Origin of the sequence: Serratia aquatilis (genome assembly GCF_044865145.1) — a bacterium.
In the GTDB taxonomy this organism is placed as follows: domain Bacteria; phylum Pseudomonadota; class Gammaproteobacteria; order Enterobacterales; family Enterobacteriaceae; genus Chania; species Chania aquatilis.
In genome coordinates this window covers 4,271,415-4,293,641 of sequence record NZ_CP173186.1, presented here as the reverse complement: position 1 = coordinate 4,293,641, position 22,227 = coordinate 4,271,415, and the positions used below count along the sequence as shown (strand labels likewise).

Genomic DNA, 22,227 nt, shown 5'->3' with positions numbered 1-22,227 from the left:
CGGATGAGCGGTAAAGCTAAGCGTTTAATGGTGATGGCAGGTGGTACCGGTGGGCATGTGTTCCCGGGGCTGGCTGTTGCACATCATCTGATGGCGCAGGGCTGGCAGGTTCGTTGGCTCGGAACCGCAGACCGTATGGAAGCCGATTTGGTGCCTAAACACGGGATAGAGATCGACTTTATCCGTATTTCCGGCTTGCGTGGCAAAGGGCTGAAGGCTCAACTTGCTGCCCCCGTAAGGATCTGGCATGCGGTGCGCCAGGCAAAATCAATTATGCGTAGTTATCAGCCTGATGTAGTGCTGGGAATGGGGGGCTACGTTTCCGGCCCAGGCGGCTTGGCGGCATGGTTGTGCGGTATTCCTGTTGTGTTGCATGAGCAGAATGGCATTGCTGGCCTCACCAATCGTTGGCTGTCTCGGATAGCCAAAACGGTTTTACAGGCTTTTCCTGGCGCTTTCCCAAATGCAGCTGTGGTAGGTAACCCGGTACGTACCGATGTTTTGGCACTGCCCCTACCCGCTGAACGTTTGAGCGGTCGCGAAGGGCCTGTTCGCGTGTTGGTGATTGGCGGAAGCCAGGGGGCCCGCGTGCTGAATCAGACAGTACCAGAAGTCGCAGCGCTTATGGGCGATAGAATTACGCTCTGGCACCAGGTTGGTAAAGGTGCGTTGGCTAACGTTTTGCAAGACTACGAAAGAGTAGGGCAAAGCCAGCACAAAGTAACAGAGTTTATTGATGATATGGCAGCAGCTTATGCCTGGGCCGACGTGGTGGTGTGCCGTTCTGGCGCCTTAACGGTTAGTGAAGTGGCCTCAGCAGGGCTACCGGCTATTTTTGTGCCATTTATGCATAAAGATCGCCAGCAATATTGGAATGCACGCCCTCTTGAAGAGGCTGGCGCGGCAAAAATTATCGAACAGCCTCAGTTTACCGCAGGTGTGGTGGCAGAGCTGCTGGCGAGTTGGGATCGCCAAACGCTAATGACAATGGCCGAAAAGGCACGGGCGGTTGCGATCCCGGATGCAACAGAACGAGTGGCAGCGGAAATTATCCGCGTAGCCAAATAGTGTAGGGCACGGTTCGCCGGGCCAGATGAAGAATAGGTCAGACGGGGTTCGCAAGGCGGGCCCGGATAGAGAGAGTGATGAATACACAACAATTGGCGAAATTACGTACTTTCGTGCCTGAGATGCGACGCGTCCGGCACATACACTTTGTTGGCATTGGTGGTGCCGGCATGGGTGGTATCGCCGAGGTGTTGGCTAACGAAGGTTATCAGATCAGCGGTTCTGACCTGGCTCCGAACGCGGTAACCCAACAGTTGAGTGAGCTTGGTGCAACGATTTATTTCCATCATCGCCCAGAGAATGTACTGGATGCCAGCGTAGTAGTGGTTTCGACCGCTATACCTGCAGATAACCCAGAAATCGTCGCAGCCCGTGAGGCGCGTATTCCGGTGATCCAACGGGCCGAAATGCTGGCCGAACTGATGCGTTACCGTCATGGCATAGCCATCGCGGGTACTCATGGTAAAACAACCACAACGGCGATGGTTTCCAGCATTTATGCAGAGGCTGGCCTTGACCCAACGTTTGTTAACGGTGGATTGGTGAAAGCGGCGGGTACTCATGCGCGTCTGGGATCCAGCCGTTACCTGATTGCTGAGGCGGATGAGAGCGATGCATCTTTCCTGCACTTGCAGCCTATGGTGGCGATTGTAACCAACATCGAAGCCGACCATATGGATACCTATCATGGCGATTTCGAAAATCTGAAGCAGACCTTCATTAATTTCCTGCACAACCTACCGTTTTATGGGCGTGCGGTGATGTGCGTTGATGACCCGGTGGTGCGTGAACTGTTGCCGCGTGTGGGGCGTCATATTACTACCTATGGCTTCAACGAAGATGCGGATGTTCGCGTGGAGAATTACCGCCAGGCTGGCGCTCAGGGGCACTTTACCCTAAGCCGTCAGGATAAATCCTTGCTGACGGTGACGTTGAATGCACCAGGGCGCCATAACGCGTTGAATGCTGCGGCCGCTGTCGCCGTAGCTACGGAAGAGGGGATCGCCGACGAGGCTATCTTACGTGCGTTGGAAGGTTTTCAGGGAACGGGGCGGCGCTTCGATTTTCTGGGCGAATTCCCGTTGTCGGAAGTTAATGGCAAACCGGGCAGCGCAATGTTGGTGGACGATTACGGACACCATCCTACGGAAGTGGATGCAACTATCAAGGCTGCCCGTGCCGGTTGGCCGAGCAAGCGGTTGGTTATGGTTTTCCAGCCACACCGTTATACGCGTACCCGCGATTTGTACGATGATTTCGCCAATGTTTTGTCACAGGTTGACGTGTTACTGATGCTGGATGTTTACCCGGCGGGTGAAGCGCCTATCCCAGGAGCCGACAGCCGTAGCTTATGTCGCACTATCCGTAATCGTGGCAAGTTGGACCCAATCCTGGTTTCCGATGCGGATACCGTGCCTGCCATTTTGGCACAGATGATGTTGGGTGATGATCTGGTGCTGGTTCAAGGGGCTGGTAATGTCGGTAAAATCGCCCGAAAATTGGCTGAGCTGAAGCTGCAACCGCAGTATAAAGAGGATGATCACCATGGCAGATAAAGTCGCTGTCTTGCTGGGTGGTACCTCTGCAGAACGTGAAGTCTCTCTGCAATCTGGGGCTGCAGTACTGGCCGGGCTGAGAGAGGCAGGGATTGATGCTCATGCTATCGACCCCCGGGATTTTCCGGTAACACAACTGAAAGAACACGGTTTCAGCAGGGTGTTCATTGCGTTGCATGGCCGTGGCGGTGAAGACGGTACGTTGCAGGGCCTGTTGGAGTTTTTACAATTACCCTATACCGGCAGTGGCGTGATGGCTTCAGCGTTGACCATGGACAAATGGCGCACAAAAATGGTGTGGCAATCTATGGGATTGCCTATAGCACCTTATGTGGCGCTAAGCCGCCAACTCTATTTCGGCAGCGAGCAGGGCAGTCTGCTTGCTGCCATCGAGATGCTGGGCTTGCCTTTGATCGTTAAACCAAGCCGCGAAGGCTCTAGCGTAGGCATGAGCAAAGTGACCGAACAGAGTGCTCTTGAAGCCGCGCTCGAAGAGGCTTTTCGTCATGATGATGATGTGCTGGTAGAGAAATGGTTGAGTGGCCCCGAGTACACCGTGGCAATCCTGGGTGATCAAGTGCTTCCTTCGATCCGTATCCAGCCTGCCGGTGTGTTTTACGATTATCAGGCCAAGTATATTTCAGATGATACGCAGTATTTTTGCCCCAGTGGCCTGAATGCGCAGCAGGAGGCTGAGATGGCCGAACTGGCATTGCGTGCCTACCGTGGGTTGGGGTGCAGTGGCTGGGGGCGTGTTGATGTTATGCAGCATAGCGACGGCGGTTTCTATCTGTTGGAGGTGAACACCTCTCCGGGGATGACCAGCCACAGTCTGGTTCCGATGGCTGCACGTCAGTTTGGTTTAACTTTCCCGCAGTTGGTGGCGGGAATTCTGGCACTGGCTGACTGAAATGTCGCAAGCTGCTCTGAATGCGCGTGAGCGCGAGACGGATACTGGTACACGCCGTAGCAATGGAACCCAACTGGCAGGAATGATTTTTCTGCTGATGGTGTTGGGAACGATCTTGTGGGGTGGCTGGGTAGTGGTGGGCTGGATGAAAGATGCCAGCCGTTTGCCGCTGTCAAAACTGGTGGTGACGGGTGAGCGCCATTACACCACCAACGATGATATTCGCCAGGCTATTCTGGCTCTCGGAACGCCGGGAACGTTTATGACGCAGGATGTGGACATCATTCAGCAGCAGATTGAACGTATGCCGTGGATCAAACAGGCCAGTGTGCGTAAGCAATGGCCTGATGAGTTGAGGATCCATCTGGTGGAGTACGTTCCGGTGGCACATTGGAACGATTTGCACATGATGGATGCCGAAGGTAAGTCGTTTAGCGTTCCAGCAGATCGTTTAGGCAAACAGAAATTGCCGTTGCTTTATGGCCCGGAAGGCAGTGAAGAGGATGTTCTGGAGGGTTTTCGCGCGATGAACAGCGCGTTGGTGGCCAGCAAGTATACGCTGAAAATGGTGGCTATGACGGCACGCCATTCATGGCAACTCGCTTTGGATAACGATGTTCGGCTGGAACTGGGACGAGACGATCGCATGGGGCGTCTGCAACGCTTTATCGGGCTGTATCCAGTGTTATTACAGCAGGCGCAGGCGGAAAATAAACGTATCAGCTATGTCGACTTGCGTTACGACTCCGGTGCTTCGGTCGGTTGGGCTCCGGCGTTCTTCGACCCGCAGGCTGCGGGGCAGGCGACAGGCGATCGACCAAACAGCAATCAGCAACAGAATCAGGCACAGGCAAAACAACAATGATCAAGTCGACGGACAGAAAACTGGTAGTTGGACTAGAGATCGGAACTTCAAAAGTTTCCGCATTGGTAGGGGAAGTTCTGCCCGATGGCATGGTCAACATTATCGGGGTGGGCAGTTGCCCGTCTCGCGGAATGGATAAGGGTGGCGTTAACGATCTGGAGTCGGTAGTTAAATGCGTGCAGCGTGCTATCGATCAGGCCGAACTGATGGCAGATTGTCAGATTTCCTCGGTTTATCTGGCATTGTCGGGTAAACATATCAGTTGTCAGAATGAAATAGGGATGGTACCCATTTCAGAAGAGGAAGTGACTCAGGAAGACGTAGAGAACGTGGTACACACCGCCAAATCGGTACGTGTACGCGACGAGCACCGTATCCTGCATGTTATTCCTCAAGAATACGCCATCGACTATCAGGAAGGTATCAAGAACCCGGTTGGGCTATCTGGTGTGCGTATGCAGGCTAAGGTGCACCTGATCACCTGCCATAATGATATGGCGAAGAATATTGTCAAAGCCGTTGAACGTTGTGGCCTGAAAGTTGACCAACTTATTTTCGCCGGTCTGGCCGCCAGTTATGCGGTTTTGACCGAAGACGAGCGTGAACTTGGCGTCTGTGTGGTGGATATCGGCGGTGGTACCATGGACATAGCGGTTTATACCGGCGGTGCGCTGCGTCACACCAAAGTTATTCCTTATGCCGGGAACGTAGTTACCAGCGATATTGCCTATGCTTTCGGTACGCCGCCAACAGATGCAGAAGCGATAAAAGTTCGACACGGCTGTGCACTTGGATCAATTGTTAGCAAGGATGAGAGTGTAGAGGTGCCTAGCGTAGGGGGGCGTCCTCCGCGTAGTCTGCAAAGACAGACACTGGCTGAAGTCATTGAGCCACGCTACACCGAACTGCTTAATCTGGTGAACGATGAAATTTTGCAATTGCAGGAGCAACTTCGGAGCCAAGGGGTGAAACATCATCTGGCAGCGGGTATTGTGCTGACCGGTGGGGCCGCCCAGATTGATGGCTTGGCAGCCTGTGCGCAAAGGGTGTTTCACACCCAGGTTCGCATTGGACAACCTTTGAACATTACGGGTCTGACAGATTATGCGCAAGAGCCTTACTATTCGACTGCTGTCGGGCTATTGCATTACGGAAAAGAATCTCACCTGAATGGTGAGGCAGAAGTAGAAAAACGCGCCTCGGTGGGCAATTGGTTTAAACGCATCAATAGCTGGCTGAGAAAAGAGTTTTAATGTTTAGACAAAGAGATCATACGTCAGTCTTTTTTTGATCTCGCAGCGACAGGCACAAAACGGAGAGAAACTATGTTTGAACCAATGGAACTAACCAATGACGCGGTGATTAAAGTCATCGGCGTCGGCGGTGGCGGTGGCAACGCCGTTGAACACATGGTGCGTGAGCGCATCGAAGGTGTTGAATTCTTCGCCGTTAATACAGACGCTCAGGCGCTACGTAAAACGGCAGTTGGCCAAACCATCCAGATTGGTAGTGGTATTACCAAAGGACTGGGGGCTGGTGCGAACCCTGAAGTAGGCCGAAATTCAGCGGAAGAAGACCGTGAAGCCCTACGTACCGCCCTGGAAGGTGCAGACATGGTCTTCATCGCTGCTGGAATGGGTGGCGGTACCGGTACCGGCGCAGCACCCGTTGTAGCCGAAGTGGCGAAAGAGCTGGGTATTCTGACAGTAGCCGTGGTGACCAAGCCTTTCAACTTCGAAGGCAAGAAGCGCATGGCATTCGCTGAGCAGGGTATTGCAGAGTTGTCCAAACATGTGGACTCACTGATCACTATCCCGAACGACAAGTTGCTGAAAGTTCTTGGCCGTGGTATTTCCCTGCTGGATGCGTTCGGCGCAGCCAACGACGTGCTGAAAGGTGCGGTGCAAGGTATTGCTGAGCTAATCACCCGCCCAGGGTTGATGAACGTCGACTTTGCAGACGTGCGTACCGTCATGTCTGAAATGGGCTACGCGATGATGGGGTCCGGTGTGGCGAGTGGTGAAGATCGTGCTGAAGAGGCCGCAGAAATGGCAATCTCCAGCCCACTGCTGGAAGATATCGACCTGTCTGGTGCCCGTGGCGTGCTGGTTAACATCACGGCCGGTTTCGACCTGCGTCTGGATGAGTTTGAAACAGTGGGTAACACCATTCGTGCATTCGCCTCCGACAACGCGACCGTAGTTATCGGTACTTCGTTGGATCCGGAAATGAACGACGAGCTGCGTGTCACCGTTGTTGCAACCGGTATCGGTATGGACAAGCGTCCTGAAATCACTCTAGTGACGAACAAACAGTCAAGCCAACCAGTGATGGACCATCGTTACCAGCAGCATGGTATGTCACCGTTGCAGCAGGAAGTAAAACCTGCCGCTAAAGTGGTGAACGATCAGAATGCGCAGCCAAACAAAGAGCCCGATTATCTGGACATTCCAGCCTTCCTGCGTAAGCAGGCGGACTAGGAATAACCTGATAATTTGGAATCTCCGCCTTTTGTGCTAAACTGTCCCACCAGCTTTGCTGTATGCTTGGCTGGTAGGATTGCTAACACTGCGAGATAAAACGATGATCAAACAAAGGACATTAAAACGTATTGTTCAGGCGACTGGTGTCGGTCTACATACCGGCAAAAAGGTCACACTGACAATGCGCCCAGCGTCGGCTAACACCGGGGTCATCTATCGTCGCACTGACTTGAATCCACCGGTTGATTTTCCGGCTGATGCAAAATCCGTGCGTGATACCATGCTCTGCACCTGTCTGGTTAATGAGCATGACGTGCGTATTTCTACCGTTGAGCACCTTAATGCTGCTCTGGCGGGTTTGGGTATCGATAACATCATTATTGAAGTTGACGCTGCTGAAATCCCGATCATGGATGGTAGTGCCAGCCCGTTTGTTTTCCTGCTGCTGGATGCGGGTATCGAAGAGCTGAACTCGGCGAAGAAATTCCTGCGTTTGAAAGATACCGTACGTGTTGAAGATGGCGATAAGTGGGCCGAGTTATCTCCGTATAACGGGTTCCGCCTGGATTTCACTATCGACTTTAACCACCCTGCAATTGATGCCAGTACCCAGCGCTATCGCCTTGATTTTTCAGCTGATTCATTTGTGAACCAAATCAGTCGTGCGCGTACTTTCGGTTTCATGCGCGATATTGAGTATCTGCAGTCACGTGGTTTGGCCTTGGGCGGCAGTTTCGACTGCGCTATTGTGGTTGACGATTATCGTGTCCTGAACGAAGACGGCCTGCGCTTCGAAGACGAATTCGTTCGCCACAAAATGCTGGATGCCATCGGTGATTTGTTCATGTGTGGTCATAACATTATTGGCGCGTTTACCGCGTACAAATCTGGTCATGCATTGAATAATAAACTCCTGCAAGCTGTTCTGGCGAAACAGGAAGCTTGGGAATATGTCACATTCCAGGATGAAGCGGAAATGCCGTTGGCATTTAAAGCTCCATCGACCGTGTTGGCGTAAAATCGTACAGCAATTATTTATCACGACTGGTAGCGTTGGCTCTCTCTCCTGCCAACGATGCCAGTCGTTCTAATATCTTACGCAATTTTTCTGGGCTACGTGCCGCCAATCCCCGTAGTGAATCCGCACTTTCCTGACTCAAATGACGCATAGGAGCAGATGATTGCTCATTTTCTGTCATTTTTGCCGCACTTTGCACCTGGCTGTTTCCTTTTGCCATTAAGGCTGGATTAATCCTGATGTCGATCGACGACAATGATGGTAGAATTTGTGCGCGTAGTGCGGATAGCAGGCTAGGTTGTTCATAGCGTAAGCGCATCATCCAACTGGCATTAGCAGTTTCCAGCACTAAAACACCTTGTCGGAAATTGGCGACACGGCACCAGGGATGCAGTTGGGCAGGTAATAAACCTTTCACTGCACGATTGAGTTTCAGGAGTGCAACGGCGCGTTGCTGAACGTTATGCAGCGGCCCTTTCTCTGCTGAAGACGCGTCGTCGAACAGGACATCTAACAATTGTGGACGGCTATCACGCATAACGGGCTCCGGCGGATAATAAACTTGTGATTGGTATTCTAAATCGTTGGCGACAATTTGGCAGACGCTATTTTTGGCCCCATCTCCTATTAGGGATGGTTGCGGCCACGCTTGGCGTACCGCAAAATCTGTCTGACGCAACCAATCAAGCCGCATTACCGAGCACGTCGTCAAGCCTTAACCGGCAGAATTCGGCCAGTCATGCTTTTAACAGCCTGGCGTTGCTGCAAGAGGTGCATCGCCGCCCAACATTCAGCGTTGATTACTGGCAACAGCATGCACTTAGAACCGTCATCCGTCACCTCTCTTTTGCTCTTGTCCCTCAGGTTGTTTATGCCCGTGTGCAAGAAGCAGGAAATGATGCGGTTGAACCGCCGTTACAGGTAGCTCAACTGGCACTTCTCTCCACGCTCAACGCTTTATTGACGCATGAGCCGAAACCGCCAACTATAATTCGTGATACGCATCATCCCATCGTTCCTTCTTTGGCGCAGCATCAGGCCGGGCTTTGGCTCGCTCAGGTGCAGGGAATTCGTGCCGGGCCTGGCGTCCTCAACTGATTTTTGCCCTTTGGGCAATAAAAAACCAAGTGAAACAACAGTTTGTTGACGGCAGATATCGTGCCGCAGCGTAAGAGATATTGAGAATCATGTTAACTAAATTATTGACCAAAGTTTTTGGTAGCAGCAACGATCGTACCCTGCGCCGCATGCGTAAAGTGGTTGAAGTGGTCAACCGTATGGAACCAGACATGGAAAAGCTGTCTGATACCGAATTACAGGCCAAAACCAACGAGTTTCGCGAGCGTCTGACAAATGGTGAGGTATTAGAAAACCTTATTCCAGAAGCGTTTGCAGTGGTACGTGAGGCCAGTAAGCGAGTGTTCGGCATGCGTCATTTCGATGTCCAACTGCTGGGGGGCATGGTGTTGAATGAGCGCTGTATCGCTGAAATGCGTACAGGTGAAGGTAAAACGCTGACTGCCACCCTGCCTGCCTACCTGAACGCTTTGAGTGGTCGTGGAGTGCACGTTGTTACCGTCAACGATTATTTGGCGCAACGTGATGCCGAAAACAACCGCCCGTTATTCGAATTCCTTGGCTTGACGGTTGGCATTAACCTGCCAGGTATGCCAGCACCTGCCAAGCGTGAAGCTTATGCTGCTGACATCACATACGGTACCAACAACGAATACGGTTTTGACTACCTGCGTGACAATATGGCGTTCAGCCCGGAAGAGCGCGTGCAGCGTAAACTGCATTATGCGCTGGTGGATGAAGTTGACTCCATTCTGATCGATGAAGCACGTACACCATTGATCATCTCTGGCCCGGCTGAAGACAGTTCAGAGATGTATATTCGCGTTAACAAGCTGATCCCAAATCTGATCCGTCAGGAAAAAGAAGACTCGGAAACTTTCCAAGGGGAAGGGCATTTCTCGGTTGATGAAAAAGCACGTCAGGTTCATTTGACTGAACGTGGTCTGATCCTGATAGAAGAGATGCTGATGGAAGCCGGTATCATGGATGAAGGCGAATCTTTGTATTCGCCGACCAACATCATGCTGATGCACCACGTTACTGCAGCACTGCGTGCACACGTTCTGTTTACTCGCGACGTTGACTACATCGTGAAAGATGGTGAGGTCATCATTGTTGATGAACATACCGGGCGTACTATGCAGGGTCGCCGCTGGTCTGATGGCCTACACCAGGCGGTGGAAGCGAAAGAAGGCGTTGAGATCCAGAACGAGAACCAGACGCTGGCTTCGATCACCTTCCAGAACTATTTCCGTTTGTACGAGAAACTGGCCGGTATGACCGGTACGGCGGACACCGAAGCCTTCGAATTCAGCTCGATTTACAAGCTGGATACTATAGTTGTGCCGACCAACCGCCCAATGATCCGTAAAGACATGCCGGATCTGGTCTACATGACCGAAAAAGAGAAGATTGGCGCGATTATTGAAGATATCCGTGAGCGTACGACTAATGGCCAGCCGGTATTGGTGGGGACGATTTCGATCGAGAAATCAGAAGTGGTTTCCCGTGAGCTGACCAAAGCTGGTATCGAGCACAAGGTTCTGAACGCCAAATTCCACGCAATGGAAGCAGATATTGTGGCACAGGCAGGCCAGATGAGCGCGGTTACCATCGCAACCAACATGGCGGGCCGTGGTACGGATATCGTGTTGGGCGGCAGCTGGCAGGCCGAAATTGCTCATTTGGAAGATCCAACGGAAGAGCAGATTGCGGCCATTAAGGAGGCCTGGCAAATTCGGCATGACGCCGTATTGGCTGCAGGTGGTTTGCATATCATCGGTACCGAGCGTCACGAATCACGCCGCATCGATAACCAGTTACGTGGTCGTTCAGGTCGTCAGGGTGATGCCGGTTCTTCACGCTTCTACCTGTCGATGGAAGATGCATTGATGCGTATTTTCGCTTCGGATCGTGTATCTGGCATGATGCGTAAGCTGGGTATGAAAGAAGGGGAAGCCATTGAGCACCCGTGGGTGACCAAGGCTATCGCCAACGCGCAGCGTAAGGTTGAGAGCCGTAACTTCGATATTCGTAAGCAATTGCTGGAATACGACGATGTTGCCAACGACCAGCGTCGTGCGATCTACAGCCAGCGTAACGAATTGCTGGATGTTTCTGACGTGAGCGAAACTATTAGCAGCATTCGCGAAGACGTTTTCAAAACGACCATTGATAGCTACATTCCTCCTCAGTCGCTTGAAGAAATGTGGGATGTCCAGGGGCTGGAAGAACGCCTGAAAAACGATTTCGACTTGGATATGCCAATCGCTGAGTGGTTGGATAAAGAACCGCAACTGCACGAAGAAACGCTGCGTGAGCGCATTCTGGAAAAGGCTAAAGCAGACTACTTGCGCAAAGAAGAAGTTGTTGGTGCAGATATGATGCGCAACTTTGAGAAAGGCGTAATGTTGCAAACACTGGACTCCTTGTGGAAAGAGCACTTGGCGGCAATGGATTACCTGCGTCAAGGTATCCATCTGCGTGGCTACGCGCAAAAGGATCCGAAGCAGGAATACAAACGTGAGTCATTCAACATGTTTGCCAACATGCTGGAGTCATTGAAATATGAAGTGATCAGCGTGCTTAGCAAAGTTCAGGTTCGGATGCCGGAAGAAGTTGAAGCTTTGGAGCAGCAGCGCCGCGAAGAAGCCGAACGTTTAGCTCGCCAGCAACAGCTGAGTCACCAGGAAGAAAATGCACTGGCAATGACGGATCCAAATGCCCCGGCAGTGGCCGAGCGCAAAGTCGGTCGTAACGATCCTTGCCCATGTGGTTCTGGAAAAAAATACAAGCAATGCCACGGTCGTCTGCAAAAGTAAGCGGATTGTAGTGAGTTATTAAACAGAAAGGCTCAGCTTGCTGAGTCTTTTTTAACGTAAATGTCGGGAGAATGCGATGAAGCATCTGAACATCGCTGTAGGTATTATCCGCAATCCTCAGCAAGAAGTCTTCATTACCCGCCGCGCAGCGGATTCACATATGGCTGGATTCTGGGAGTTTCCCGGTGGCAAGATTGAACAGGGCGAAACGCCCGAGCAGGCGTTATGCCGCGAATTAATGGAAGAAACAGGGATCGCTGCCCATCAGGTACAGTTTCTGCAAATGCTTGAGCACCGCTTTAACGACCGTATTGTGACGCTCAATTTTTATGTGGTGGAAGATTGGGCTGGTGAACCCTATGGTCGCGAGGGGCAACCCATGCGTTGGGTGAGGCAGGCCGACTTGTGCGCGGAAGAGTTTCCCGAAGCCAATGCCAGTATTATCAAGTTGCTGGTGGCTCAGGCAGCTGACACCGCACAATGATTTTCAGGCCTGGTGATGACAGGCCATTATTCATCAATCAACGATCGTCTTGCTCGCTCCAATCATCTGATTCTGAAAGCTCGCCACTGCTAGGAATACGCTTCTCTTCATCAGCCCACTCACCAAGGTCTATCAACTGACAACGTTTGCAGCAAAAGGGGCGATAGGGGCTGATTTCCCCCCAAACTACGTCTTTGCTACAGGTTGGGCACTTTACTACGGTTTGCATATCAACTCCTTCCTCTCCCCGAAGCCAAAGGGGATTTGTTGTATTAGCAGCAGGCTAGCTCAAATTTCAAACGCTCTGGCACTTGGCCATTCTCACTGTCCAGAGGCATAAACCGGATGGCATAACGCGTTTTATGGCCAGAAATTTGCGGATAAAGCTGAAAATCAAGGTTGATTTTCAAACGAAGCAAATCGGCACCTTCAGCGTTGTCTTGAAAAAAACCGTTTAAACTGATCTGATTGCGGAACTGTCCAGCCTGCCTTACCAAGTCTAGCACCATTGTCAGGGCTTGACTCAATGGTTCGAGCGTTTTCAGCCATGCCGCAACATCGGCATCACGTTCATGTTGCGCAACGTGCATCCACATATGTAGAGTGGGCAAATCAAAACTACAGCAGCCACCAGGGATACTCAGGCGCTGGCGTACCAGACCTACCAGACGATCCTCGCGCAAAGCCTGCCCCATACGTGGGGCAGACATCAGCGATGCTGCACATGCTTTCAACTGGCTGCGTAACTGATTGATCAACGTCATATCAACACCGGGCATTTCTGCCCACTGCAACAATTTCTGTTGCTGGCGCTCCAGTTCTTTCAGCAATTCAGTCCGGACTTCGCCCCGTTCAAGCACATCCAACAGGTCTGAAATAGTACGAAAAAAGGTGAGGGCGATAGCTGTTTCGCTCAGTGCTCTTTGGCCATGAAGTTGTTGAAGTAAAAACTCGATCCGCAGCCAGGTGCGCATTTTTTCATTCAATGGGTGTTCAAAGAGAACGGTTGGTGAGGCGTTACTCATTCAGTATTAATCCTGTCGGGTTGCTGATTTTGCCAGCTCAAGATAACGTTGATGCAATGCGGCAACAGAAGGTTCAATCTCTTGCGCTGTGCCGCTATTGTTAATTACGTCGTCTGCGATAGCCAGGCGTTGTTCACGCGAGGCCTGTGCAGACAAAATATTCATTGCCTGCTGACGGCTGATACCGTCGCGGATCATTGTTCTGGTCAGTTGCGTTTCACAGTCTACATCAATCACTAAAACACGGTTGGCACGATCCTGAAGACCATTCTCTACCAATAAAGGAACTACCCATAGTACGTAGGGACTCTGGGCTGTAGCCAACAGGCGCTGAGTCTCTTGGTGAATCAGTGGGTGTAACAATTGATTAAGCCAGGTTTTCTCGTGGGGATTGCTGAAGATCCGTTGACGCAGGGCTGAACGGTTGAGAGAGCCATCTGGCTGCAATATGTCATGACCAAAGTGTTGCACAATGGCCATCAAAGCCGTGGTACCTGGCTCTACAACCTGGCGGGCGATCACGTCTGCGTCAACGATGGTTGCACCGAAGCGCGCGAAGGTATCTGCCACGGTTGACTTGCCGCTGCCGATCCCGCCTGTCAAAGCAACAATATAGGCCATGGTAGGAGTAGATCCTGATATTCACCAAAAATAATAAATGAATCGCAACGCGAGCGTGTACAAGTGCGATCAAGAGACACGACTTAACCTTCACCCTATGATTTCTGCTTGTCAATCTGAATTAGGGTACCAAGAAAATGAGGCAAGAATCACACTGTATTAGCGCAAGTAAATTTGTGGGATTGTAGCGTAAATAATCGCGAAATCGCAGTCTTGCCGAGTAATTATTAGTGCGTATGATAGCGTCACTGGAACTGGCATTAATCTACCCATCACCTTTCGAGCTGAAGTTTAGACTATCTGGTCCGCCCCTTCTGATTGTTACAAGACCTGCCCAGGCAGATTTGTTGCTCCCTCAGTGACTTATGGAAGAGAGCTAAAGAGAATGAGCGGATGACTGTTTGGCCTTAGTTTGAATTGATGGTGTACAGGTTCGAATACTCCCTTGCGATCCGTCGCCAAAAACCAGGAAATAATGTGTCATGCGTATTGAAGAAGATTTGAAGTTAGGCTTTAAAGATGTGCTGATTCGCCCGAAGCGCTCAACGTTGAAAAGCCGTTCGGAAGTTGAACTGGCACGCCAGTTTACCTTTAAACACTCTGGATGGAACTGGTCCGGCGTGCCGATTATTGCTGCTAATATGGATACGGTTGGCACCTTCCGCATGGCAGAAGCTCTGGCGTCTTTCGATGTCCTCACCGCTGTCCATAAACACTATACCGTTGAACAATGGGCTGAGTTTGTTCAACGCGTGCCTGAGTCTACACTGCGTAACGTGATGGTTTCTACCGGCACTTCTGAGGCCGATTTTGTCAAGATGAAGCAAATCCTGGCACTTTCCCCGCTGCTGAAATTTATCTGTATTGATGTAGCGAACGGTTACTCTGAACACTTTGTTGCCTTCCTGAAAAAAGCCCGTGAAGCTTGTCCAAATCATGTGATTTGCGCGGGCAATGTGGTTACCGGTGAAATGGTAGAAGAGCTGGTTCTTTCGGGTGCCGACATTGTGAAAGTGGGCATCGGTCCTGGCTCGGTATGTACGACGCGAGTAAAAACCGGTGTGGGCTACCCGCAGCTTTCTGCTGTCATCGAATGTGCCGACGCCGCGCATGGTTTGGGTGGGCAGATAGTCAGCGATGGCGGTTGCTCAGTTCCGGGTGATGTTGCTAAAGCGTTCGGTGGTGGCGCAGATTTTGTCATGCTGGGAGGAATGCTGGCAGGACACGACGAATGTGAAGGTACTGTAGTAGAAGAGAACGGTGAGAAATTCATGCTGTTCTACGGTATGAGCTCAGAATCTGCCATGAAACGCCATGTGGGTGGAGTTGCTGGATACCGTGCAGCAGAAGGTAAAACCGTCAAGTTGCCACTGCGTGGCGAAGTTGAATTTACCGTGCGTGATATTCTTGGTGGTCTGCGTTCTGCCTGTACCTACGTGGGCGCTGAACGTTTGAAAGAGCTAACCAAGCGGACCACGTTCATTCGCGTGGCAGAGCAGGAAAATCGTGTTTTCGGCAGTAAATAACTCGCTAGAATAATCGGGTTCACTGGACAGGCCTGGCTAACGCCGGGTCTTCTGTTTCTGCGCTATCCCAATACATTGCCCAGTTGGAATATTGGCAAATACATGGCGATAACGAGCGCACCGACAATCCCTCCGACAACCATCATCAGTATTGGCTCTAGCCCTTGCGCCAGCGTATCGGCAAGTTCGTGCGTCTGTTGCTCATGCCAAAGTGCCAGCTTGCCTAATAATATGTCTAATGTGCCTGATTCCTCACCAACGCGAACCAACTGCTGGCATAGCGAAGGAAATAGATTCTGTTGCGCCAACGCGATATGGAAAGGATGCCCCTGAGTGAGTTGTTGCTCTATCGTCTCCAATGCCTGTTTATAGAACAAATTACTGACTGACAACATAGCGGCATTAAGCCCATCTACCAGGGTTAATCCGGCTTGCTGCGTCATGGTCAGAATTCGGAATATCTGGCTAAGACAGTTGCCCTTCACCAGCCGCGAGATAAGTGGCAAACGCAGTAAAATAGCCTGCTCACGCTGTTGCCAGACAGGGAAAGGGTGCATCTTGTGTAGATAAAGCCATGTCAGACTTGCCAAGGCGATCAATAGATAAGGCCCGATACTGATCAGTACGCTTGAGAGTGTCAATAACCCTTGGGTAAACCAGGGGAGGGGCGCATCGAAGGATTGATAAACCTTGGCAAACTCAGGCAGTACTAAGACCAGCATCAGAATACTGACCAGAAAAGCTACCACACAGATAAATAGGGGATAACGTAGTGCCTTGATTACTTTTTTCTGTAATTTTTGCTGAGCTTCTTGCTGTTGAGCCAGTTGCAGGCAGCAGCGATCCAGGTTACCCGTTAATTCACCAATGGCGATCAGTTGGCGGTAGATTAAGGGGAATATGGCGTGCTGCTCGGCAATCACCTCAGAAAAAGGGTTACCCACCGCCACTTTATCGCCAATTTCCAGCAGCAGACAGCGCCAGGCTGCCGACTGATGCTCTTGGGCCAGCAATTGTAGGCTGTTTACCAACGGTAGCCCCGCCTGTAATAAGGTCGCCAACTGGCGGGTGAATTGGATCATGTGTTCGCCACGCCATTGCGCCGGGGCGATGCGCCTACCCGAACTGATTTGGTAAGGTTGCAGCCCTTGTTCGAACAATTGCTGGTATATCAGGCTTTTCTCTTCCGCTATCAACTCACCATGGCGTATTTCTCCGCGCTGGTCGATAGCTTGCCAAGTAAAGAGGCGGCGTATTTTCATAACGAGGTTTCACCATAGCTGCTGATGCCAACAACGCGATATATTTCCTCCAACGAGGTGATCCCTTGGGCTACCAGCGCCAAACCAGCCTGTAAAAGTGTCACTTGTCCTTTCTGCTGTGCGATATCGGCAAGTTGCATGACTGAAGCATTGTGCATCAGGGCGTTTTGTATTTCGGGTGTAATACTTAGCAATTCGTAGACACCGATGCGGCCATAGTGCCCCCCAAAGCAATTTTCACAACCTGCCGCGCGCCAGGGAAACAGAGGCTCAGGCCAGATTTTAGCCGGGAAATGCAAGGGCTTAGCTTCTGGGCGGCGACAATGAGTACACAGGCGCCGTACCAGGCGCTGTGCAATCACCAATTTCAGGCAGGCCGCCAGCAGGTAACCCGGGATCCCCATGTGGGTCAGGCGTGTTAGGGTTTCGCAGGTAGAGTTGGTGTGTAGTGTCGAGAGCACCAGATGCCCGGTTTGTGCGGCCTTCACTGCGATCTCTGCTGTCTCCGTGTCGCGGATCTCACCGATCATGATCACGTCAGGATCCTGACGCAGCAGTGCGCGCAGTACGCGGGCGAAATCCAGATCGGTTTTGCTGTTGATCTGTGTCTGATTAATACCAAAAACGGGGATCTCGATCGGATCTTCTACGCTACACAAATTACTCTGCGCATCATTCAACTGGCGTAATCCACTGTACAACGTGACGGTTTTACCACTCCCTGTTGGGCCAGTTACCAGGATCATGCCCTGGGGATTGGCAAGGGCATTGGCGAATAGCCCAAGTGCATCCTGGCTCATTCCGAGCTGGTCGAGCGGCAACTCCTGGCGTTCGGTTTGCAGGATCCTGAGTACCACTTTTTCACCGTGTAGAGTCGGTAAAGTGGAGATACGCATGGAGAAGCTCGCGTTGTCTAGCTGTACGTTAAGCTGGCCATCCTGCGGTAGGCGGCGTTCCGCAATATCCAGTTGCCCCATGATTTTCAACCTGGCCGTAATCCGTGCCGCCATTGTGAAAGGAGGGGAAGGGATCGCCTGCAAAACACCATCAATCCTGAGCCTGACGCGTAGCACTTGCTGATAAGGTTCAAAATGTACGTCAGAGGCTCGCCGTTGGATTGCGTTGCGCAATGTCTGGTTAATAAATTGTACTACTGGCGTATCGCTCTCGTCGTTGAGTGACGGGGTTGTATTTCCCGTCGTTTCTTGTGGTTGAGTGGTAGGAAGTGCTTGCCATTTATTCTGCGTCTGCTCGAGACGGGCGAGAGGCCATTGTTCAACCCCAATACTTTTGCCAGTGGCAAAACGCAGAGCATTAACCAATTCAGAAGGAATTTCGCCATGCAGGGCGATGGTCAGTTTCTGAGTATCCTCGCTGAGTGCCAAAGCTTGATAGCGTTGACACAGTGCGTGTATTTCATCGCTGATTTTCATGATGATTTCCCTCACTTCTTCGCATCATCAAAACGGAAAACTTCCTGACATGTTTCCTGCAGATTACTGTTTTCACTACTGCATTGACGTGTCCAGCGGAGGGAACCTGTAGTGGTTGACTCTGGGACCAACGTAACCGTCAGGCCCTGCAAGCTTTGCGTACCCGTAAGACTGATGGCTCCCTGCCTCACTTGAATACCGCTGACATAACGTGACGTTTCCCCAGCCGGGATGCCTTTGGTGCCGGCATTGCACTCTGAAACAGAACCGTTTTCTAACGAGCACATTTCAACCGCCATCTTGTATGGCACCATGGCCTGCAACATATCTGTCATGGCAGCTTTCTGGATATAGCGTTGATAAGCGGGGATGCCGATAGCGCTCAGAATGGCGACAATGGCAATCACTACCATTAATTCGATCAGGGTAAAACCGCGTTGCGTTTCCATTTGATGTTTCCTCCATGTCAATTTGGAGACAACGTTAAAACGATGGATTGCGGGTGACTAGAGTGGGGGAATAGTTGTGCGTTGCTTTTCCACGACAATAACTCTGTGTTACGCCATGTTGAGAAAAAATGCGTAGTGTTTCACAGCCTGCAGAGGAGATAACGCCTCCTCAGAGCAGAAGAGGCGCAACAGGAAAAGGGGGCTATTTGAATCGCATCGAAAGATCGAGTGCGGTGAGGTGTTTGGTCAGTGCCCCGACGGAAATGTAATCTACCCCAGTTTCGGCAAACTCCCTGAGTGTCTGATCGGTTACGTTACCGGAAACCTCCAACTGGGTGCGTCCTTGGGCCAGAGCCACAGCATCGCGCATCATTTCTATGCTGAAGTTGTCCAGCATGACGATATCGGCACCGGCATCCAGCGCTTGCTGAAGCTCGTCCAGTGATTCAACTTCTACTTCTATCGGCACGTTGGCGTGTAACCAGAAGGCTTTTTCCACTGCATTCTTGATCGAACCTGAAGCGATAATGTGGTTTTCCTTGATCAAAAATGCATCTGAAAGGCCTAAACGATGATTGCTGCCACCGCCGCACAAGACCGCATACTTCAGCGCTGTCCGCAGACCGGGCAAGGTTTTACGCGTATCCAGCAGACGAGTTTGCGTACCTTGCAGCAGATCCACGTAGCGGTTCACGGCGGTTGCAACGCCGGAAAGTGTCTGCACAAAATTCAATGCGGTACGTTCCCCGGTCAACAGTATCCGAGCCGGGCCGCTTAAGTGGCATAATGGCTGGTTGGCAACCAGTTTATCGCCATCATTAACCAGCCAATCGATCTTCACTTGCCCACCTAACTGGATAAACACCTCTTGTAGCCAACGGCGGCCACAGAAGATACCAGGTTCACGGGTGATGATGGTGGCTTCAGCCTGTTTGTCAGCTGGTAATAGTTGCGCGGTAATATCGCGCCCGGCATCAACCGTCCCCCCGAGATCTTCGCTCAAAGCCTGAGCGACGGCGGCGGGAACATCACTTTCAATACGTTCAAGAAGCGCGGTACGGCGACTGTCGGCACTGTAGCGGCGTGTCGGCATAGAAAACTCCGAAATGGGCGGTAGGATAGTAGACGAACATGCTACTCTGTTGCCGGAACAAGTACCACCGCAGCGAGATGCTTGTGATGTGAAGGGGCTGGGTTCGTAACCGAGCTTTTCATCGCAGTAGCATAGTGCGCTTATTGTATAATATTGGCCTGCTACTCACTGGATTGGTCGTCCTTATTTGCATCCGGCAGTGTGAGGCTGGGGAACAGAACAAGGGAGAGAATTGGCGAATGACGCTGTTTACGCTGTTACTGGTTTTGGCGTGGGAACGTCTGTTTAAACTTGGGGAACATTGGCAACTGGATCACCGTCTTGAGGTGGTTTTCCGGCGCCTGCATCGAGTTTCTTTAGGGCAGACGCTGGCGATGGCACTGGTCTGGATGGCGGTGGTTTGGGGCGTTCTATGGTTATCCCAAGGGCTGTTCTTCGGTGTTGTTGTGTTACTGCTGTGGATTGTGATCGCGCTGCTGTGTGTCGGTGCCGGGATCATGCGCAAGCATTATCGTGCCTATCTAAAAGCGGCACGGCAGGGCGATACTGATGCTTGCGAACATATGGCGGAAGAGCTGGCATTGATCCACGGTTTGCCGGCAGATTGCAGTAAAGAAGAACGCTTATGTGAGCTGCAAAACGCATTATTGTGGATTAACTATCGCTACTATCTGGCCCCACTGTTCTGGTTTGCCGTCTGTGGGCCGTACGGGCCAATCGCCTTGTCAGGTTATGCGTATCTGCGTGCTTACCAGACTTGGCTGGCACGGCACAACTCACCGCTTGAGCGTTCTCAGTCCGGGGTCGACTTCTTGTTGCACTGGCTGGACTGGATCCCAGTTCGATTGGCTGGGGTAGCCTATGCGCTGTTGGGGCATGGGGAAAGGGCTCTGCCTGCCTGGTTTGCTTCGCTAGGGGATCGCCATACGTCGCCGTATCAGGTTTTGACTCGTCTGGCCCAGTTTTCTCTGGCGCGTGAGCCTCACAAGGATCCGGTGCAGACACCGAGGGCTGCGGTCTTATTGGCACGAAAAGTGACGTTGATTATTCTGGTTGTCGTGGCTTTGCTGACGATTTACGGCAAGTTACTGTAAATAAAAATGCGGGCGCAAGGTGCGCCCGCCCGGTTATTACAATTTTGCGAAGCAGCGGCGCGCAGCATTTATAGTGCGCTGGATATCTTCCTCGCTGTGTGCGACCGACATAAATCCTGCTTCGAACGCGGATGGTGCCAGATAAACTCCCTCATCCAGCATCAGATGGAAGAAGCGTTTAAAACGTTCGACATCACATTGCATCACGTCCTGATACCGAGTAACGGTTGGCGAATCAGTAAAGAATAGGCCAAACATCCCACCCACGTGGTTGACGACGAAAGGAATGTTTTCAGCTTGTGCTGCTGCGAGCAGGCCTTCTGCCAGTTTGTTGGTCAAGTCGGTCAGCGTCTGGTGGACCCCCACTTGTGAAACCTCTGTCAGGCAGGCGAAACCTGCCGCCATGGCAATCGGGTTACCGGAAAGCGTACCTGCCTGGTAAACCGGCCCGGTGGGTGCCAGCGCCGCCATGACTTCACGGCGGCCACCGAAGGCACCTACCGGCATGCCACCACCGATAATCTTGCCAAGGCAAGTCAGATCCGGCACCACATCGTAGTAATCTTGAGCGCCAGCCAGCGCGACGCGGAAACCTGTCATCACTTCATCAATTATCAGCAGAGCGCCGTACTTGTCGCACAAAGCGCGAAGACCCGGCAAAAACTCCGGCAGTGGAGGGATACAGTTCATATTGCCTGCGACTGGCTCGACGATAATACAGGCGATTTCAGAGGGGTATTGTTCAAATGCCGCGCGTACCGAGTCGAGATCGTTATAGGTACAAGTCAGCGTGTGCTTGGCGAAGTCAGCTGGCACGCCCGGAGAGTTAGGTTGCCCCAGTGTCAGCGCGCCGGAACCTGCCTTGACCAGCAGGCAGTCGGCGTGGCCGTGGTAACACCCTTCAAACTTGATGATTTTATCACGATTGGTATACCCGCGAGCCAGACGAATAGCACTCATGGTCGCTTCGGTCCCGGAGTTCACCATACGAACCATATCCATGGTCGGTACCAGAGTGGTGACCAACTCGGCCATTTTGACTTCCATCTCGGTAGGGGCACCGAAGCTCAACCCACGCTGTGCAGCTTCGATTACTGCATTGCGGATCGCCGGGTGGTTATGGCCTAACACCATTGGGCCCCAGGAGCCGACATAATCGATATAGGCCTTACCATCGACATCAAAAAGATAGGCGCCGTCGGCACGCTCGATAAACAACGGCGTGCCGCCCACACCGGTGAACGCACGCACTGGAGAGTTAACTCCTCCTGGAATTAACTGTTGCGCCTGGGCATACAGACTTTCGGACTTACTGTGCAAGCTCATAAACCGGCTCCTGGATGTATATTTGAATGACTTGACCGCGCCATTCTAGAGGAGTGTGCTGATAGATGAAACAATCACAATCAGATGCCTACTGCAGAGTAAGCTGAAGCAATTT

21 protein-coding genes are annotated in these 22,227 nt (G+C 51.8%); 12 read left to right on the top strand and 9 right to left on the bottom strand.

The features are described 5' to 3' along the window. Positions 1-3 precede the first annotated feature (3 nt). From murG to lpxC, 7 genes are all read left to right on the top strand, one after another. On the top strand, positions 4-1,068 hold the full coding sequence (gene murG, locus SAQUA_RS19385) for an undecaprenyldiphospho-muramoylpentapeptide beta-N-acetylglucosaminyltransferase (RefSeq protein WP_380678495.1): 1,065 nt from the start codon (positions 4-6) through the stop codon (positions 1,066-1,068). Between the two features lie 77 nt (positions 1,069-1,145). Then, positions 1,146-2,624, top strand: coding sequence for a UDP-N-acetylmuramate--L-alanine ligase (gene murC / locus SAQUA_RS19380; RefSeq protein WP_380678493.1), 1,479 nt, complete (start codon positions 1,146-1,148; stop codon positions 2,622-2,624). Further along, positions 2,614-3,534, top strand: a complete 921-nt coding sequence (locus SAQUA_RS19375) for a D-alanine--D-alanine ligase (RefSeq protein ID WP_380678491.1) — start codon at positions 2,614-2,616, stop codon at positions 3,532-3,534. The genes murC and SAQUA_RS19375 overlap by 11 nt, the downstream gene beginning before the upstream one ends. A 1-nt stretch (position 3,535) precedes the next feature. Continuing rightward, positions 3,536-4,399 carry a cell division protein FtsQ gene (gene ftsQ / locus SAQUA_RS19370; protein WP_380678489.1) on the top strand — a complete coding sequence of 288 codons (864 nt, stop codon included), beginning with the start codon at positions 3,536-3,538 and terminating at the stop codon, positions 4,397-4,399. After that, positions 4,396-5,652 carry a cell division protein FtsA gene (ftsA, locus tag SAQUA_RS19365; protein WP_380678487.1) on the top strand — a complete coding sequence of 419 codons (1,257 nt, stop codon included), beginning with the start codon at positions 4,396-4,398 and terminating at the stop codon, positions 5,650-5,652. Before ftsQ ends, ftsA begins: the two co-directional genes overlap by 4 nt. Positions 5,653-5,724: 72 nt before the next feature. Then, positions 5,725-6,879, top strand: a complete 1,155-nt coding sequence (ftsZ, locus tag SAQUA_RS19360) for a cell division protein FtsZ (RefSeq protein WP_380678485.1) — start codon at positions 5,725-5,727, stop codon at positions 6,877-6,879. Positions 6,880-6,982: 103 nt separating this feature from the next. Then, complete coding sequence (lpxC, locus tag SAQUA_RS19355; RefSeq protein WP_380678483.1) at positions 6,983-7,900, top strand: UDP-3-O-acyl-N-acetylglucosamine deacetylase; 918 nt, start codon at positions 6,983-6,985, stop codon at positions 7,898-7,900. 13 nt (positions 7,901-7,913) lie between these two features. On the opposite strand, the gene SAQUA_RS19350 is transcribed toward lpxC, so the two are convergent. Next, on the bottom strand, positions 7,914-8,438 hold the full coding sequence (locus SAQUA_RS19350; protein WP_380678481.1) for a DUF721 domain-containing protein: 525 nt from the start codon (positions 8,436-8,438) through the stop codon (positions 7,914-7,916). Positions 8,439-8,464: 26 nt separating this feature from the next. Between SAQUA_RS19350 and secM the strand changes: the two genes are divergently transcribed. The 3 genes from secM (at position 8,465) to mutT (ending at position 12,283) form a co-directional block, all read left to right on the top strand. Next, a complete protein-coding gene (gene secM / locus SAQUA_RS19345; RefSeq protein ID WP_380678479.1) occupies positions 8,465-8,998 on the top strand; it encodes a secA translation cis-regulator SecM in 534 nt (177 codons plus the stop codon). Between the two features lie 89 nt (positions 8,999-9,087). Beyond that, positions 9,088-11,799 carry a preprotein translocase subunit SecA gene (secA, locus tag SAQUA_RS19340; RefSeq protein ID WP_380678477.1) on the top strand — a complete coding sequence of 904 codons (2,712 nt, stop codon included), beginning with the start codon at positions 9,088-9,090 and terminating at the stop codon, positions 11,797-11,799. A gap of 76 nt (positions 11,800-11,875) precedes the next feature. Further along, positions 11,876-12,283 (top strand): 8-oxo-dGTP diphosphatase MutT, encoded by a 408-nt coding sequence (gene mutT, locus SAQUA_RS19335; RefSeq protein ID WP_380678475.1) that lies wholly within the window; start codon positions 11,876-11,878, stop codon positions 12,281-12,283. Positions 12,284-12,320: 37 nt separating this feature from the next. Here the strand turns inward: mutT and yacG are convergent, their stop codons facing one another. From yacG to coaE, 3 genes are read right to left on the bottom strand one after another with little or no spacing between them, the layout of a single operon-like run. Then, a complete protein-coding gene (gene yacG, locus SAQUA_RS19330; RefSeq protein ID WP_380678473.1) occupies positions 12,321-12,512 on the bottom strand; it encodes a DNA gyrase inhibitor YacG in 192 nt (63 codons plus the stop codon). Positions 12,513-12,555: 43 nt separating this feature from the next. Beyond that, on the bottom strand, positions 12,556-13,308 hold the full coding sequence (zapD, locus tag SAQUA_RS19325) for a cell division protein ZapD (RefSeq protein WP_380678471.1): 753 nt from the start codon (positions 13,306-13,308) through the stop codon (positions 12,556-12,558). Between the two features lie 6 nt (positions 13,309-13,314). Then, a complete protein-coding gene (coaE, locus tag SAQUA_RS19320; protein WP_380678469.1) occupies positions 13,315-13,929 on the bottom strand; it encodes a dephospho-CoA kinase in 615 nt (204 codons plus the stop codon). 482 nt (positions 13,930-14,411) lie between these two features. Here coaE and SAQUA_RS19315 point away from each other — a divergent pair, with 482 nt between their 5' ends. Further along, positions 14,412-15,455 carry a GMP reductase gene (locus SAQUA_RS19315; protein WP_380678467.1) on the top strand — a complete coding sequence of 348 codons (1,044 nt, stop codon included), beginning with the start codon at positions 14,412-14,414 and terminating at the stop codon, positions 15,453-15,455. Between the two features lie 62 nt (positions 15,456-15,517). Here the strand turns inward: SAQUA_RS19315 and hofC are convergent, their stop codons facing one another. From hofC to nadC, 4 genes are all read right to left on the bottom strand, one after another. After that, a complete protein-coding gene (hofC, locus tag SAQUA_RS19310; RefSeq protein ID WP_380678465.1) occupies positions 15,518-16,717 on the bottom strand; it encodes a protein transport protein HofC in 1,200 nt (399 codons plus the stop codon). Further along, positions 16,714-18,156, bottom strand: coding sequence for a type II secretion system protein GspE (gene gspE, locus SAQUA_RS19305; RefSeq protein ID WP_380678576.1), 1,443 nt, complete (start codon positions 18,154-18,156; stop codon positions 16,714-16,716). The genes hofC and gspE overlap by 4 nt, the downstream gene beginning before the upstream one ends. Positions 18,157-18,161: 5 nt before the next feature. Continuing rightward, a complete protein-coding gene (ppdD, locus tag SAQUA_RS19300; RefSeq protein ID WP_380678463.1) occupies positions 18,162-18,599 on the bottom strand; it encodes a prepilin peptidase-dependent pilin in 438 nt (145 codons plus the stop codon). 202 nt (positions 18,600-18,801) lie between these two features. Then, positions 18,802-19,692, bottom strand: a complete 891-nt coding sequence (nadC, locus tag SAQUA_RS19295) for a carboxylating nicotinate-nucleotide diphosphorylase (RefSeq protein WP_380678461.1) — start codon at positions 19,690-19,692, stop codon at positions 18,802-18,804. A 239-nt stretch (positions 19,693-19,931) separates the two neighbouring features. Here nadC and ampE point away from each other — a divergent pair, with 239 nt between their 5' ends. Next, positions 19,932-20,786: a beta-lactamase regulator AmpE gene (ampE, locus tag SAQUA_RS19290; RefSeq protein WP_380678459.1), complete on the top strand. Its 855-nt coding sequence runs from the start codon at positions 19,932-19,934 to the stop codon at positions 20,784-20,786. A gap of 36 nt (positions 20,787-20,822) precedes the next feature. Here the strand turns inward: ampE and hemL are convergent, their stop codons facing one another. Next, a complete protein-coding gene (gene hemL / locus SAQUA_RS19285; protein ID WP_380678457.1) occupies positions 20,823-22,112 on the bottom strand; it encodes a glutamate-1-semialdehyde 2,1-aminomutase in 1,290 nt (429 codons plus the stop codon). Positions 22,113-22,227: the final 115 nt, after the last annotated feature.

Coding starts and splice junctions, on each gene's coding strand:
- ftsQ (WP_380678489.1), top strand. CDS start 3,536: ATGTCGCAAGCTGCTCTGAATGCGCGTGAGCGCGAGACGGATACTGGT.
- secA (WP_380678477.1), top strand. CDS start 9,088: ATGTTAACTAAATTATTGACCAAAGTTTTTGGTAGCAGCAACGATCGT.
- coaE (WP_380678469.1), bottom strand. CDS start 13,929: ATGGCCTATATTGTTGCTTTGACAGGCGGGATCGGCAGCGGCAAGTCA.
- ampE (WP_380678459.1), top strand. CDS start 19,932: ATGACGCTGTTTACGCTGTTACTGGTTTTGGCGTGGGAACGTCTGTTT.
- nadC (WP_380678461.1), bottom strand. CDS start 19,692: ATGCCGACACGCCGCTACAGTGCCGACAGTCGCCGTACCGCGCTTCTT.
- ppdD (WP_380678463.1), bottom strand. CDS start 18,599: ATGGAAACGCAACGCGGTTTTACCCTGATCGAATTAATGGTAGTGATT.
- yacG (WP_380678473.1), bottom strand. CDS start 12,512: ATGCAAACCGTAGTAAAGTGCCCAACCTGTAGCAAAGACGTAGTTTGG.
- hemL (WP_380678457.1), bottom strand. CDS start 22,112: ATGAGCTTGCACAGTAAGTCCGAAAGTCTGTATGCCCAGGCGCAACAG.
- hofC (WP_380678465.1), bottom strand. CDS start 16,717: ATGAAAATACGCCGCCTCTTTACTTGGCAAGCTATCGACCAGCGCGGA.
- mutT (WP_380678475.1), top strand. CDS start 11,876: ATGAAGCATCTGAACATCGCTGTAGGTATTATCCGCAATCCTCAGCAA.
- SAQUA_RS19315 (WP_380678467.1), top strand. CDS start 14,412: ATGCGTATTGAAGAAGATTTGAAGTTAGGCTTTAAAGATGTGCTGATT.
- zapD (WP_380678471.1), bottom strand. CDS start 13,308: ATGAGTAACGCCTCACCAACCGTTCTCTTTGAACACCCATTGAATGAA.
- lpxC (WP_380678483.1), top strand. CDS start 6,983: ATGATCAAACAAAGGACATTAAAACGTATTGTTCAGGCGACTGGTGTC.
- SAQUA_RS19375 (WP_380678491.1), top strand. CDS start 2,614: ATGGCAGATAAAGTCGCTGTCTTGCTGGGTGGTACCTCTGCAGAACGT.
- SAQUA_RS19350 (WP_380678481.1), bottom strand. CDS start 8,438: ATGCGTGATAGCCGTCCACAATTGTTAGATGTCCTGTTCGACGACGCG.
- murC (WP_380678493.1), top strand. CDS start 1,146: ATGAATACACAACAATTGGCGAAATTACGTACTTTCGTGCCTGAGATG.
- ftsZ (WP_380678485.1), top strand. CDS start 5,725: ATGTTTGAACCAATGGAACTAACCAATGACGCGGTGATTAAAGTCATC.
- ftsA (WP_380678487.1), top strand. CDS start 4,396: ATGATCAAGTCGACGGACAGAAAACTGGTAGTTGGACTAGAGATCGGA.
- murG (WP_380678495.1), top strand. CDS start 4: ATGAGCGGTAAAGCTAAGCGTTTAATGGTGATGGCAGGTGGTACCGGT.